The following is a 14,722-nucleotide window of genomic DNA, read 5'->3' on the forward strand; positions in this document are numbered from 1 at the left end:
TCAGTGCGGTGATATGCTGGGCGGGAGTTTAATCACTCGCGCCCGGCTTTCCACCAGCCATGCTCACCTTGTGTCTTGCTGACGCTGGTGATGGTTTGATCGGCAAGGTTGATGGAAAGGCCACCGGTCTGCTCAAGCAGGCGGCGATCGGCTTTGAGCCATTTGGGCTGGCACGAGCGTGGCAGAAACCGATCAGCCACAACTATGTCCGACTGCTCACAAGCTGCCGCAAGCGAACGCTCTTCGATGAGCTCGCGGTTGCGGGCCATAAGAAGGGACCAGTCCCTGCCCCCACGCTGGAGGACAATGGTGCAAAATTCAGGAGAGCATCGCGCGCCGTCCCACTGCGCAAGAGGAATGGGTTCGGAAGTAACACTTGAAAGTTCAAGGAGATTGTCGCGAGAATATGAAGAGCGGCTGTCGCGCAGGGACAAAAGCCTGCGCTCCCCATCTTGGCCGAGCATGGTGATGCCCACATGGCGCCCCTCCCTACCGATAAGGACATCAGGTATAGGCGTCATAACAAGCAACGCCGTCGCAATCGCAGCGGGCATAAAACCCCAGAGCCGCGCTCGACCAGACCATAAGGCAAGCCAAAGCCCGCCCGCGGTAAACAAAGCGATAGTGGCACCGCTCATCTGCGGCATGAGCTTAACCGCTCCGGGCTGCGCAGATGTGAAGTGGGCAATACCAAGAAGCAGATTGAGCGACTTTTCTGTTAGCCACCAAAATGGCGCGCCAAGCCCTACGATATCAAAGATCAAACCCAGCGCGATGAGTGGCATCGAGACAAAGGTGACAAGCGGGATCGCGATGACATTTGCAAAGGCTCCGTAAAGCCCAGCGCGGTGAAAATGGAATAGGACAATGGGCATGAGAGCGATTTCAATTACCAAGCCTGTTAGGAACAGCATCGCCGTGCCCCTACCAAAGCGCGCAAAGCTGCTCTCCTCACGCGGCGCAAGGAAGGCTCTCACAGGCGCGCTCGAATGCAAGGCGACGATGGCAAGAACGGCGGAAAAGCTCATTTGGAAGCTGGGCCCGACGACACTCTCGGGCCAAAGAAGCAGTACGAAAACGGCGGCAACCGCCACCATCCGCAAACTCAAGGCATCGCGCCCGCTTGCAAGAGCAACCAGCACAAGCATGGCAGCAGCACACGCGCGCACCGTAGGGACCTGCGCCCCGGTCAGAAGTGTGTAGCCAATGCCAGCAATTGCCCCCACACCGGCTGCAATCACCGGCAATCTCACACGCAGGGCAAGGGAGGGAAACAAAGCGAGCAATTTGACCGCCACAAGATAGGCCGCCCCGATCACGGCGGTGACGTGCAATCCGCTAATCGCAAGCAAGTGGGTAAGACCTGCATCGCGCATGGCAGCTCTGTCAATTTCTCCAATCGCCCCCCTGTCTCCGCTTGCAAAAGCCGCAGCAATGGTCCCGGCGGACCCGTCCACTTTGCCCCTTACATGGGCCGACAAGGCTCGCTGCATCTGAGCAATAAAGCCGCCGCTTTCGCCCTGTCGAATGACGTCCACAGGCCCAACCACACTCCCCGATGCCGCAAGCCCTTTGAACCACGCAGCGCGCGCAAAGTCATACGCGCCCGGCAACATAGGGCTAGCAGGCGGCATCAGGCGCACCCGCATACGCACGACGGCTCCCTCGACAAGCGTGCTTGTGCCGCCACCTGTACCAAACCGCTTGTCTGTCTCGGCTAATGTCTCAAGCGGGATGTTTACTCGGATCTTGCGGCTTTGAGCGGTCTCGGCGTCTCTCACAGCTAAAACCAAACGGATGCGGTTCTGTGAGGGCTGGTCTTCGCGTGCCAATACATACCCCTGTACCCGCTCAACGCTTGGCCGCTCGATAGCTTGGGCACCTACAAATTCGGAGCGCAGCCAGATGACGCTCATGCCGGCTGCAAAAACCAAAGCGCAAGCAATGATTGCACTGCGTAGATGGCCGCGTTCCTCGACCCCTCGCCATGCTGCGAGCGCAGCCAAAGCCAACAGCACGCAAAGGCCTATTGCGCTGGCCCATTGCCAAGGCGATTTAAGGGCGAACCAAGTGAGAATTCCGCTGGCAAACACGACGGCGAGCCATGGGGCTCGGTCAAACCCGGCATTTGCGAGAAATTCCTCAGCACCATCGCCAATAGACTGCCAAATACTGGACAATCCGGCGCCTCTTTGCCAGAGGCCGTGCGAAGCCTTTTGAGGCGCGAAAGGGGTACTGCCCGCTTCGGTTTCACCGCCAGCGGGAGCATCTCCCATAGGAATGATCGGCGCATCGGCCATCGGCTCGCTTCCCCCTCGGGTAGGCACCGCTTCTTTGCACCAAACGGATGAGGATATTAGATCGATGGCGACCCAATCGTCAAATTCTTTGGACAGTTCAACGGTAGTCACAAGGTTTGCACCGTCACCCACTGGTTTCCTGCATATTGGCGGCGCGCGTACTGCGTTGTTTAATTGGCTTTTTGCTCGTCACCATGGCGGTAAAGCGCTTTTGCGGATTGAGGACACCGACAAAAAGCGGTCCACTCAAGCAGCCATCGATGCCATTCTTGATGGTCTGGATTGGCTTGGTCTTGACTATGACGAGGAGCCGGTTTTCCAGTCGAAGCAAGCAGAGCGTCACGCCGCTGTCGCCCATCAGCTGCTCGAAGCAGGCCATGCTTATAAATGCTTTGCTTCGCCCGAAGAGCTTGAGAAAATGCGCGCTGAACAGCGAGCTAATAAGAAACCTCTGCGCTATGATGGACGTTGGCGCGATCGTGACCCATCTGAAGCCCCCGATGGCGCATCATACACCATAAGGCTCAAAACCCCGGTTGAAGGTGAAACAACGATTGCAGACAAGGTCCAAGGCGACGTGTCGGTGAAGAACGAGGAGCTTGATGACTACATCATTCTTCGCGCTGATGGGACGCCGACTTATATGCTTGCGGTGGTGGTCGATGACCATGACATGGGCGTGACCCATGTGATCCGGGGCGATGATCACTTGAACAACGCCTTTCGCCAATTGCCTATTTACCGCGCCATGAATGCGATTGAAGGAGGTTGGCCTGATCCAATCTATGCCCACGTTCCACTAATCCACGGGTCAGATGGTGGTAAGCTTTCAAAGCGCCACGGTGCACTTGGCGCAGAGACATATCGCGATGAGTATGGCATCCTTCCTCAAGCGTTGTTCAATTATCTCCTCCGCCTTGGTTGGGCCCATGGTGACCGTGAAGAGATCACATCCGAAGAAGCAATCGAACTGTTCGACCTTGCTGGCGTCGGCAAAAGCCCCTCACGGTTTGACCTGAAGAAGCTGGAGAATCTCAACGGGCATTACATCCGTGAGGAAGCCGATGAAAAGCTTGCACCACTTGTTGCAAAGCGCATCGGGGAAGGCGCCGATATCGAATTGCTAACCAAGGCGATGCCAGTCCTGAAGCCTCGTGCTAAGACCCTCGATGAACTGGCTGATGGTGCTGGTTTTCTCTTTGCCAAGCGTCCACTTGAGATGACTGAAAAGGCTGCAAAATTCTTGGACGATGACGCACGCGCACGGCTTAGGTCTATTTCTGCTGCATTATCAGCCGAAAATGACTGGACAATGGAGGCTCTCGAAGCCACTACGAAGGCGCTTGCCGAGGAATTGGATCTAGGATTTGGCAAGCTGGCGCAGCCAATGCGTGCTGCCCTGACTGGGACGACAACCTCGCCTGGAATTTTTGACGTACTGGTCCTGCTTGGACGGGACGAGATCCTTAGCTCGCCTCGACGCAGAAGCTGCGTAACCGAGGGGGTTGGGATTAGGGAAAGACAAATTAGGAGACACATGGTGGCTGACAAGCAAGCGAAGCTCGAACTTGGCGGTGGATCGAACGAATTTCCTGTGCTCGAAGGTAGCATTGGGCCCGATGTAATCGACATTCGCAAGCTCTATGGCGCAACCGATGCTTTCACATTTGATCCCGGCTATAAGTCGACGGCAAGCTGCGAAAGTGCGCTGACTTATATTGACGGTCAGGAAGGCGTTCTTCTCCACCGTGGATACCCGATCGGGCAATTGGCTGAGCATTCCAGCTTCATGGAAGTGAGCTATCTGCTCCTCAACGGCGAGCTGCCAAGCGGCGATGAACTCAACACGTTTGAGGAAACGATCACGCGCCACACTATGCTCCACGAACAGCTGTCGACGTTCTACACTGGCTTCCGCCGCGACGCGCACCCTATGGCAATCATGTGCGGCGTTGTGGGCGCGCTCTCTGCATTCTACCACGACAGCACGGACATCTCCGATCCAGAGCACCGCAAGATTTCTTCGCACCGCCTGATCGCAAAGATGCCGACAATTGCCGCAATGGCGTATAAATATGCGGTCGGTCAGCCCTTCCTTTATCCAGACAATTCATTGTCTTACACAGGCAACTTCCTGCGCATGACCTTCGGTGTGCCGGCAGAAGAGTATGAAGTTCACCCTGCGATTGAAAAGGCGATGGACCGGATTTTCATCCTCCACGCAGACCACGAGCAGAACGCATCGACCTCAACAGTGCGTCTGGCTGGGTCTTCGGGCGCTAACCCATTTGCGTGTATCGCAGCGGGTATTGCCTGCCTATGGGGCCCTGCACACGGCGGCGCGAACGAAGCTGCGCTTAATATGCTTCAAGAAATTGGCACGCCTGACCGCATCCCGCACTACATTGAGCGGGCCAAAGACAAAAACGATCCGTTCCGTCTGATGGGCTTTGGGCACCGTGTCTACAAAAACTATGACCCGCGTGCTGCCGTGATGCAGCAGACCCTGCGCGAGGTATTCGAAGCGCTCAAGACCACTGACCCCGTATTCGAAACCGCACTGAAACTCGAAGAAATCGCGCTCAACGACGACTATTTCAAAGAGAAGAAGCTTTTCCCGAATGTCGATTTCTATTCAGGCATTATTCTGAGTTCCATCGGCTTTCCAACAACCATGTTTACCGCACTCTTTGCGCTTGCACGTACGGTCGGCTGGGTGGCGCAGTGGAATGAAATGATCTCTGATCCAGCTCAGGTTATTGGCCGTCCGCGTCAGCTTTACACCGGCCCGACACAGCGGGACTATGTCCCTGTTGGTCAGCGCTAAGAAGCTTAAAGAGTTTGAAAGGGCGTGGTTTGCATTTGCAGGCCGCGCCTTTTTTGCACCTGCTTTAAACTTCTGAAAAGGCAGGAAGGATGAGGTTGAATTGGGCACCGACCAACTCATCATTGCTTTGAGGTGCAAGCACTTCAAGATCGCCTTGCATCGCGCGGGCGAGCTTTCGTGAGATGAAGAGGCCCAATCCTGAGCCGGTATCATTGCCGCCGTCACTATCGCGTCCAAGACGCTCAAACTTATCGAAAATCTTTGCCGCTTGGGCTTGAGTGACGCCGGGTCCCTGATCGCTTACTGTGACAGCGACACTTGTTTCGGATTGAGATGCAACAGATACGGTGACCTCACTTCCTTCCGGAGAATACGCAATAGCGTTGCCGATAAGATTGATAAGGATCTGGAGAACGCGGCGAAACTCAGCTTGGGCATAGCATGTTTGCACCGCACCCTCGACGTTCACAGCAATACCGCGCGCCTGGGCCCTGACACCAAGGATACCCGCGGAACGTTTCGCGACATCAAAGAGATCAACACGCTCTTTTGCTGTCTTAAAGCCGGGCGCTTCCACCACTTCTAGGTCTGCAAGGTCATCCAGCATGCCCGATAAATGTTGCCCGGCGGAGGCTATGTTGGCCGCATATTCGCTGTATTCAGCGCGCAGCGGCCCGGCAAGACGGGCGTGCATCGTCTCAGCATTGGCGATTATGCGTGCAATAGGTTGACGCAGCACCGGGGTAAGCGCGCTTCCTATTAATCGGGAATGCCCCGGCTCCCCTTCATCTGAAAGCGGTTCGACAGCAGAGAGATTGCCGAGGGGTTCGTCTGCTATGAGAAGCAATTGGAACCCTTGGGGCGCCGATGACGATGGACCGTTGGGCAGAAGTCTCACTCGCCAATTGCGCTTCGATCCAGGGACACTGGACTTGGCCCCATCGAGAAGCCGCCAATGCAGAGGCTGTTCGTGAGCTATCCCCTGCAACCCAATATAATCGCTCCACAATTTGCCGGGTTTGTCAGATACCGCTTTGGCTAGGGGAGCAGCATCCTTGCTTACCAAGGTCAGGAATTGAAGGTTTTGCCTTGCATCAAGATATCCTTGGATTTCAGCCCCGGCGCGGTCTGCCTCATCCAAGCTTTCGGCGCTGTGATGCGGATTTGCATGGTCAGCTGCGAAGTTTTGCCAATTTTCGATGACAATCTCACATCCCTTGCCGGGCTGTGAACTGTCATCGCCATGCTCAATTGGTCCAATGCGAACGAAGCCGGCAATTACATCGCGCCCATCAAAAGCACTAAATTCGCGTGCTATGCGCAGACGAAGCTCCCGGCTTTGGCGCACGAGTTCCAGCAATTCAGGAACCGCCAAAACACCCGGCAAATGCCCCCCGCATGCCTCTTGCAATTCAGCAAGCAGCTCATCGGCTTGAACCAAGCGATCTTGGTCATCTGTAAGGCCCCTTGCGGCAACGATCGACTGCTGACGGTTCATGTGCCTAAATCGCGCTCATTTCGCGCAGAGTATCAATGGCGTGGTCCCTTGCCATTGCACTAAATCCGCTGGGCATTGACTTTTGGCCCCCAAGCAATGCGATCTGCCGATCTATTGCCGCATTGTCCGCGCCTGCCGCTTTCAGGATGAGAGCAAGCCTGACGCTTTGCCCTTCGTGGCATGCGAAAATGACGCGCTCTCTATCCTGCCGGGTAAGCGAGGCGGCGCAGCTTGCGAATAGAGCAAGCCCTGCATGATTGAGATCGAGCGCTGCGATAGCGCCGCCGTGAAGCGATGTTGCAAGGCGCGTAAGAAGCGCAAGCCTGCTTTCACCTTCATCTATGCCTTGCGTTATAATGTCGCTCACGTTGTGCACCGCAAGCTGGGACAAACCAGTTTCAGCGTTTTCTACATGCGCCAACACATCACCAAGCAGGTCATGAGGCAATTCTGCGAGGGGAATTTCCATGCGGCCTTGATATTGGGCAAAGCGCGATTGGGCTGCAAGCACGCTCATGGCAAGGTCCGCGACTTCAGCTTGGTTTGATGCGATCAATTCCTGCAGGAGCGGATTGAGAACTGGATCGATGCGCGAGCGTTCATTGAGGCCTTGTGCCAGTAAACCTTCAAGAGCAACGCAATACAAATGGTCAATCAGTCGCGTATCAGCCGACAGGCGTTCGGTGATATCGAGGTGCGCCGCCATCGCTTGGGGGCTATCACGGCGGCCATCGAAGAAATGTTCGAGCAGTTGTTCTGCCAAATGGCTCAACATACCTCGCATGCGCGCAACAATTGCATCACTCACAAGGCTTGGGCCTTCTGTTTCAAGCAGATGCGTGACCACAGGCGCAAGCGAACGCAACGCGCGATTGCTGCGCGCCATTTCATCCCGAAGGAATTCGTCCACAAGAGTGGACTGAGAACGGTCTATAGCCATCTTGCCCATTGCGTACCCCTTACAGGGGCATGGTTAAGCCCTCGTTAGCCTCAAGCTTTATCTGACATCATGCCAGCGTGCAGCAGCAATTGCAAAAGCGCTCCCAGGGCAAACGCAATCAACGCCTCGGTAAGATGGTTAAAGAGCGAAGCACCAAGGAAAACAAAGAGATGTGTGGGTAAATCGCGCCAAAATGCGCTCAACACTGGAACCTTAAGCTTTGCAGCCACGTGGGAGAGACCCAGCGCAAAAATTGGAGCTGAAAGACCGACAAGCCAATCAGCGGGCGCTGTCTGCGCGAAAATGAGGACAATTGCAGCTAGGCAAACAACAGCGGGTTCCAATAGGCGATAGCGTCTTGGCGATTGGTCCGCCCCTGAGACGGCGATGCGCATGTGAGCACCAAGGCTGCCAAGTTTTGCGACAAAAGCGCCCACAGCGGCGATAGCGATCCCTGCATTGGAATAGGCTGATACAGAAAATCCGATAGCCAAGCAGAACAAACCCAGCGCCGCGAATGCCGACACCCCTGCCCCCGATTTGAGCCAATAAGCCGACGAGGCACGCACGATCGCTTTGGCAAGAAGTGCTGAAGGGCCGCTCCAGACCGCTTGAGGCAGGCTTGCATCCAACACTGATTGCGATAGCTTCTCAACGCCTTGCGTATCGCTTGCAAGAAGCCAGCGTCCTTGATCAATAAGGGCAGTAGAAAATGGCTCGCAAGGGGTTTGCGCTTGTAACCCTATGCGCAAAAGCAGCGACATCGTATCGCCATCGCTTGGCATATCCTCCAGCTGGGCCACACAGTCGCCCGAAATAAGACCAATGCCTGCCCAATTCCTGTCCCGGTCAATCCGTTCAAAGTCTTCAGGATGATCCATGCTAAACGGATGGTCGGCCGGGATTGTCCTGATGCAGGTTTCTCCAGAGACCTGCGCGTCAAAACCAAGGGCTTGGCTGTCTTGTGGAGGAATTACACCGTCCAAAAGCATCATCACATGGTCGTCTGGCTTAACAAGGCCAACAATCTGCAACGGGCTGCGCGCCGTGTGAAAGGATAAACCGGCACTTTCCAATCTGTGTTGTTGTTCAAGGATGTGGGAAGCCGGTGCGTCGGACAGACAAATAAACCGTTCGCATCCGGCTTTTCGTGCAAAATCAACTTGCCAAGCGAGCACACTGCGTCCCGCAAGCTCCTGCTCGGCCCGCAATGTGCCGATGGGCAGTCGTTTTACTGACGAGATAAGCGCAACGCGCAAGGGCAGGCTCCGCGAGATAGGAAGATAAGCCCAAAGCGCTACGCGGCCTTGCCCTTGCACATCAAGCGCAAGCGAATGTCTGTTTCCACGGTTTTGAGGTGTTTAGACCTAAAATCGGCCCTGACTGTTGCCATTGAATTTTGCAAGAACCGCCTCGATCTCGCGAATAGCAGCGGGTTCACCCGGCGCAGATGCCAGCGCGCTTTCTGCGGCTTCAAGCAATTCCTGAGCGTGAAAGCTCGCCGCTAGGCCTTTTAACCTTAACGCTGCAACATTCCAATTTCCGTCGCAACGTGAACGCTTTAGCAAATCGAGGAGCTTCTCTGCACTTTCGATAAAGGCAGCGCGAAGCTCGCCCAACAAAGCCGAGTTATCTCCAGCTGCCGCCGCCAGAGTCGCATCAAGAGCACCACTTTCATACGCCATGCGAAGGGGCATAACCGTAATCGAGTTAATGTGGGGTTTATCCTGAGCCGCGGTGTGGTATTCTCAGCCACATGGCAGGTAGGAAACACATTCGCGCGGTCGGCCAAGGAGCTGGAACCAAGGCGCAATCCGAGAGCATAGATGCAAGCGATGCAGCCGCTGGCGGCGATCTAGCCGCAAGCGAAGGCGTGGATTTCAGCGATGCGATTGAGCCAGAGGCCGCTCTCGATGATGAAGAGCTGTACCTTGAAGAAGAGGTTGAGACGACCACTACTCCTGCGCGCTTGACGTGGATTATCCCATCGCTCGCAGTTCTCGGAGTCGCGCTTTGGACTGGCTTTTATGGTTGGGCCATGCAAGCCCAAATCGTGAGCGCCTTTGGTGCACCGGTCGAATGGACACGGTTGCTAATTGATTGGTCTGTTCCTGTGCTTTTGGTGGGCGTCGCCTGGCTTCTGGCTATGCGCCACTCGCGCGTTGAGGCACGCCGATTTGCCGACAGTGCGGCGCTCTTATCTCAAGAAAGCCGAGAGCTGGAAAGCCGCTTAACCGTTGTAAATCGAGAGCTCAGCCTCGCACGCGAATTCCTCGGCGCGCAGTCCCTTGAATTGGAATCGCTTGGCCGTGTCGCAAGTGAGCGCATTTCTGCTCATGCCGACACGCTGCAATCCCTCATCAAGGACAATGGAGCTCAAGTCGACGCTATTTCCAGCGCAAGCGAGAGCGCGCTTGGAAATATGACACGCCTTCGCGATGACCTTCCTGTCGTCGCAAACTCTGCCAGGGACGTCTCAAATCAGGTCGGTGCCGCCGGTCGCACAGCTCAAGAACAAGTTGAAAAACTCGTTGGCGGTTTTGAGCGGCTCAATGAGTTTGGCAAAGCCAGTGAGAGCCAGGTCAAATCGCTCGATGGCAGGGTAGGAGATATTCTAAGCCGGTTCCAAGCGCAACTTGAGCTTATTGAAGAACACGCAGGTTCCAAGCTCGAACATGTAAAGCACGAGACCGAGGAATACCGAGGAGAGGTCGAGAGCGCTGAGAGTGCTGCGCTTGACGCGCTCAAAGAACGTCTGGGCCAACTCAAGGCCGATACGCAGAGCGTTGGCGCGGAACTCAGGCAGGCCGAAGAGAAGGCGATGGAGCAGCTTACAGCTTCGAAAGAACGCTTCTCGGATGAGGTGGCAAAGGCGATAAACTGGCTCGACGAAATTGACGCAAAAGCGATAAGTCTGGCCCGCTCCCGCGTCGATGAGCTCAACGACAAAGTCACCCTTTTCACCGACCAATTGGACACGCGCGACCGCGAATTCAATGAACAAGTCACCCGGGTTCAAGAGACCTTCTCAACCAACGAGGCTCAAGCCAGCGAGGTCCTAGCACAGCGCCTTGCTGATCTGGATGATGCCTTAGCCCTACGCCGAGAGGCTCAGAATAACGAGACCGAAAAGCTGATCGCGCATTCGAGCGCTATGACGCAGCAAGTTGAGCAGCTTACCTCCCTTATCAGCTCAGCAAGCGAGCAGAGTGAGACCGCCCGGGTAACCCTCTCATCAGGTTTGGAGACCATCGAAGAGCAATTGGAGGCGAAGCGAGAGACCCTTCGTCAAACGCAAGGCGAAATCGCGGAGCTTACCGAGGCGAGCGTGCGTCTTTTGGAGATCATCCAATCAAGCGCTTCGTTTAGCCGCGAAGATTTGCCTCAAGCGATGGAAACCGCGTTAAACACTTTGGGCGAGGTTGAAGGCCGGGCTGAAGAAGTCTCGACACTTATGCTCTCAACCAATGAGAAGGCGCAAAACCTCTCTGATTACCTTATCGATGCGCGGGGCAAGATTGATGCGAACGATGAAAGCGTCGAAGCCTTGCAAGCCAAGGTGGCTCAGCAATCAGAAGAAGCCTTGGTGAAAATTGGCGGCCTGCAAAGCGGACTTGCTCAACTGGCAGAGCAGAGCGAGGGACTTGCAGGCAAAACCAATGGCGAATTGCAGGCCAGCATCGCCAAGCTAGAAGAGGCAACCAAGGGCGTGTTTGAAACCTTGGATACAGGTGCCCGTGAAAAGGTCGATGATTTGGCCAGCACCTTGTCAAAGCGCGCTGTGGCATCGCTTGAACGCTCTATGCGCAACGATACAGAAGAGACCGTTGGAAGGCTTGAGCAGGCCGCCGCCCATGCATCAGGCGTAGGGCGTGAGGCGACCGCGCAGCTGCGCGATCAATTGGCCAAAGTGAACGAGCTAACTGTCAATCTGGAACAGCGGATTGCCCGCGCACGCGAGCTGGCTGAGGAGCAGGTCAACAATGACTTCTCGCGGCGTATGGCGCTGATCACCGATAGCCTCAATTCCTCGGCAATCGACCTGACTTCGGCGCTGGCTCAAGAGGTCTCGGACACATCGTGGGATGCGTATCTCAAGGGAGATCGGGGCATCTTTACACGCCGTGCGGTTCGTTTGATTGACAACGGCGAAGCAAAAGAAATCGCTGAACTTTATCAAAACGATGACGAGTTTAAAGCCAATGTGAGCCGCTACATACACGACTTTGAAGCAATGCTTCGATCAGTCCTTTCGACCCGCGATGGTAAGGCTTTGGGCGTGACGGTGCTGGGTTCTGATGTAGGTAAGCTTTACGTGGTTCTCGCCCAATCGATCGAGCGCCTGCGTCAGTGATCTTGAGCAAGAACGTGCTCTAATTTGCCGCGCTCTGTGGAGGTTTAGGCAAGATATCAAGGTCACTCACGCTGACCCAGCCATACTCATAATTCAAAACAAAGAGCGTTGTTAGGACAATCGCCGCGACTGTTGCACGAATAAGCAGCGGGCCAGGCTTGAAACTGGAAGGAGCGCTCTCGGCCTGACCTGGCACCAGCGCTTCCCCAACTTCTTCGGATGTGCGCACGCCAAAGGGCAGCATGACAAAAGCGCTCATCACCCAGAAGAGGAAATAGATGGCGAGGATTGACGTCCACTGCATTAGTCGGCGTCCTTTCTCAGCCCCGGCATCAACACGCGAACTTGCGGATTTTTGCCCGACCAACGCCGTGCAGCGCGGCGCGCTGCGAGACGCGCTGCCTCATGAACGGCCGCCGGGTCTTGAGCATCGCGCCCTTTGAGCCTGCCGATAGCCTTCAGGATGTCCTCGCTGGTTTCCTCGATGAACTCGGCCAAGTCCTCATCAAGCGGAAGACCGATGGCCTCCACTAGCGGAGCTTCTCCGCGCGCAAGGACCACCACCACCAGACCCTCGAATGAGATGCGCCGACGCATTGTGACAGCATCGCCGTCAGCAGGTGCAATTATGTCGCCATCAAGAACGAGCCGCCCGTTGCGCACTTCACCAAGTTTGCCCGGCTCACCCGGAGCGAGACGAACGATATCGCCATTGGATTGGACGACATTGCTCGGGATGCCAAACTCTTTGCCGACCCGAGCTTGCTCTCGCATGTGCCGCATCTCACCGTGAACAGGGACGAGCACCTCAGGACGCAGCCAACCATAAAGTGCCTCGAGTTCCGGGCGTCCCGGGTGGCCTGATACGTGGATAAAGCTTTGGCGGTCGGTGATCATCTCGATCCCGCGCGCAGCAAGCTGGTTCTGCATCTTGCCAACGGCGATTTCATTGCCGGGAATGAGCCGCGAGGAAAACAGGATAACATCACCCGGCACCAGTTCTAACGGGTGATTGTCATCAGCGATCCGAGCAAGAGCCGCGCGAGGTTCCCCCTGCCCGCCGGTCGCTAAGATCATCACCTCGCCGCGCGGCAATCTCATTGCTGTGTCGAAATCGACTGGTGTGGGGAAGTCTTCGAGATAGCCATTGTCCTGCGCGACTTCGAGGATTCGGTCGATTGAGCGACCAGCAACGCAGACTTGTCGGCCATTTTCACGGGCGACTTCGCCAAGGGTTTGAAGCCGAGCAACATTGCTAGCAAATGTCGTCACCAGGACGCGCTTGCCCTTGTGCTTTGCGACCTCTTCCATCAACCCTTTATGAACGGCGCCTTCGGACCCAGATGGTTCGGGGTTGAATACATTGGTGCTGTCACACACCAATGCCAAGACACCCTCATCGCCAATCTCGCGCAGCTCGTCCTCTGTGGTCGGCTCTCCGATAATGGGGTCTTCGTCGAGCTTCCAATCGCCGGTGTGGAACACGCGGCCATAAGGCGTATCGATGAGAAGAGCGTTCCCTTCGGCAATAGAGTGTGCGAGCGGGAGATAGGTTACATTGAAAGGCCCTATATCAATCTGACCGTGGTCTTCCTCGATAATGTTGAGTTCAACCTTGCCCAGAAGGCCTGCTTCTTCAAGCTTCCTTGCCACCAGGTCGGCGGTGAATGGCGTTGCATAAAGTGGCACGCCGAGTTCGCCCGCGAAATAGGGTACGGCGCCAATATGATCTTCATGCGCGTGGGTTAGGACAATGCCGAGCAGATCCTTGGTCCGCTCTTCGATGAACTCAAGGTCAGCAAATACGAGGTCTACCCCGGGGTACTCACCGCCCGAAAAGGTCATGCCAAGGTCAACCATCAGCCATTTGCCATCGCACCCATACAAGTTGACGTTCATGCCAATTTCGCCTGAACCGCCAAGGGCTAGGAACAGCAGTTCTTTTTCTGGTGTATAGTTCTTTTTCACGTGGGGTTTATCGTTCTTTTATAGGAGTTTGAGCGCTTTAGGACAGAGCTTGTTTCGCAAGGATCGCGAGACCCTCAATAGTCAAATCCGTGTCCACTTCGTCAAAGATATTGGTCGCTTCATCAAACAGGATCGCAAGCCCGCCCGTGGCCACCACCTTTACGGGGCGGCCAATTTCGGTCTTCATTCGCGCTACAATCCCTTCCATCATAGCGACATAACCCCAGAACACTCCAATGAGCATTTGGTCTTCGGTGTTGCGTCCAATGACACTTTGGCTGGCGGGCGTTGCTATAGCGATACGGGGAAGCTTTGCGGTTTTGCCCACCAATGCGTCGAGCGACAGATTGATCCCCGGTGCGATAGAGCCGCCCTTATAGGTGCCGTTAAAGTCAATCGCCTCAAACTTGGTGGCGGTTCCAAAATCGATAACGATCAAATCGCCGCCAAACTTGTGGTGCGCGGCTAAGATATTGAGCGCTCGGTCTGCACCAAGCGAGGTGGGTTGATCTACATCAGCAACAAATGGCCAAGCCGCTTTGCCCTCGCCCGCCTTCAAAGGCGTGATGCCGAAATATTTCTGCGCGAGCACCGTCAAATTGTGATCGGCGCGAGGTACAACCGAGGCGTAGATAATCCCCGTAATATCCTCGCGCGCAACACCTTCAATCGTGAGCAATTGCAGCAACCACACCGCATACTCATCGCCTGTCCGGCGCGGGTCCGTCGCAATCCGCCAGCGCGCTTTAGGAGGTGTGGCAAAACCGCCCTCCCCATTCGGTTCGAACAGCGCAAAGACAACATTGGTATTTCCAACATCAGCTGCCAGCAGCAT

Annotated in this window: 10 protein-coding genes and 1 pseudogene; 3 read left to right on the forward strand and 8 right to left on the reverse strand. The window is 55.5% G+C overall.

Translation table 11 applies throughout. From position 1 onward, the window contains the following. Window positions 1-32: 32 nt before the first annotated feature. Window positions 33-2,432, reverse strand: a complete 2,400-nt coding sequence (locus tag AC0V61_RS15670) for a ComEC/Rec2 family competence protein (RefSeq protein ID WP_486159052.1) — start codon at window positions 2,430-2,432, stop codon at window positions 33-35. On the opposite strand from AC0V61_RS15670, the pseudogene gltX reads away from it, so the two are divergent. After that, a pseudogene (gene gltX, locus AC0V61_RS15675) lies at window positions 2,365-3,708 on the forward strand (glutamate--tRNA ligase); the annotation flags it as partial. The gene AC0V61_RS15670 and the pseudogene gltX sit on opposite strands and share 68 nt — an antisense overlap. 132 nt (window positions 3,709-3,840) lie before the next feature. Continuing rightward, the gene (locus AC0V61_RS15680; protein WP_486159610.1) at window positions 3,841-5,127 is read left to right on the forward strand and encodes a citrate synthase; all 1,287 of its coding nucleotides are present in this window, start codon (window positions 3,841-3,843) and stop codon (window positions 5,125-5,127) included. Window positions 5,128-5,191: 64 nt separating this feature from the next. Here AC0V61_RS15680 and AC0V61_RS15685 read toward each other — a convergent pair whose 3' ends face one another. From AC0V61_RS15685 to AC0V61_RS15700, 4 genes are all read right to left on the reverse strand, one after another. Continuing rightward, window positions 5,192-6,625 carry a sensor histidine kinase gene (locus AC0V61_RS15685; protein ID WP_486159053.1) on the reverse strand — a complete coding sequence of 478 codons (1,434 nt, stop codon included), beginning with the start codon at window positions 6,623-6,625 and terminating at the stop codon, window positions 5,192-5,194. A gap of 4 nt (window positions 6,626-6,629) precedes the next feature. Continuing rightward, a complete protein-coding gene (locus AC0V61_RS15690; protein ID WP_486159055.1) occupies window positions 6,630-7,574 on the reverse strand; it encodes a hypothetical protein in 945 nt (314 codons plus the stop codon). A gap of 41 nt (window positions 7,575-7,615) precedes the next feature. Then, window positions 7,616-8,599 (reverse strand): hypothetical protein, encoded by a 984-nt coding sequence (locus AC0V61_RS15695; RefSeq protein ID WP_486159057.1) that lies wholly within the window; start codon window positions 8,597-8,599, stop codon window positions 7,616-7,618. Window positions 8,600-8,932: 333 nt separating this feature from the next. After that, the gene (locus AC0V61_RS15700) at window positions 8,933-9,250 is read right to left on the reverse strand and encodes an Hpt domain-containing protein (protein WP_486159059.1); all 318 of its coding nucleotides are present in this window, start codon (window positions 9,248-9,250) and stop codon (window positions 8,933-8,935) included. 71 nt (window positions 9,251-9,321) lie between these two features. Between AC0V61_RS15700 and AC0V61_RS15705 the strand changes: the two genes are divergently transcribed. Continuing rightward, the gene (locus AC0V61_RS15705; protein ID WP_486159061.1) at window positions 9,322-11,919 is read left to right on the forward strand and encodes an ATPase; all 2,598 of its coding nucleotides are present in this window, start codon (window positions 9,322-9,324) and stop codon (window positions 11,917-11,919) included. Between the two features lie 19 nt (window positions 11,920-11,938). Here AC0V61_RS15705 and AC0V61_RS15710 read toward each other — a convergent pair whose 3' ends face one another. The 3 genes from AC0V61_RS15710 to AC0V61_RS15720 are packed head-to-tail and all read right to left on the reverse strand — an operon-like array spanning window position 11,939 to window position 14,722. Then, a complete protein-coding gene (locus AC0V61_RS15710) occupies window positions 11,939-12,223 on the reverse strand; it encodes a DUF1467 family protein (RefSeq protein WP_486159063.1) in 285 nt (94 codons plus the stop codon). Next, complete coding sequence (locus AC0V61_RS15715; protein ID WP_486159064.1) at window positions 12,223-13,887, reverse strand: ribonuclease J; 1,665 nt, start codon at window positions 13,885-13,887, stop codon at window positions 12,223-12,225. The genes AC0V61_RS15710 and AC0V61_RS15715 overlap by 1 nt, the downstream gene beginning before the upstream one ends. A gap of 37 nt (window positions 13,888-13,924) precedes the next feature. Further along, entirely contained in the window at window positions 13,925-14,722 is a 798-nt protein-coding gene (locus tag AC0V61_RS15720) for a type III pantothenate kinase (protein ID WP_486159066.1), read from the reverse strand.

This window comes from Erythrobacter sp. JB1-4 (genome assembly GCF_057365025.1).

Bases quoted from the DNA above. Each gene is read 5' to 3' on its own strand.
- AC0V61_RS15690 (WP_486159055.1), bottom strand. From the start codon at position 7,574: ATGGGCAAGATGGCTATAGACCGTTCTCAGTCCACTCTTGTGGACGAA.
- AC0V61_RS15705 (WP_486159061.1), top strand. From the start codon at position 9,322: ATGGCAGGTAGGAAACACATTCGCGCGGTCGGCCAAGGAGCTGGAACC.
- AC0V61_RS15710 (WP_486159063.1), bottom strand. From the start codon at position 12,223: ATGCAGTGGACGTCAATCCTCGCCATCTATTTCCTCTTCTGGGTGATG.
- AC0V61_RS15685 (WP_486159053.1), bottom strand. From the start codon at position 6,625: ATGAACCGTCAGCAGTCGATCGTTGCCGCAAGGGGCCTTACAGATGAC.
- AC0V61_RS15720 (WP_486159066.1), bottom strand. From the start codon at position 14,722: ATGCTGCTGGCAGCTGATGTTGGAAATACCAATGTTGTCTTTGCGCTG.
- AC0V61_RS15700 (WP_486159059.1), bottom strand. From the start codon at position 9,250: ATGGCGTATGAAAGTGGTGCTCTTGATGCGACTCTGGCGGCGGCAGCT.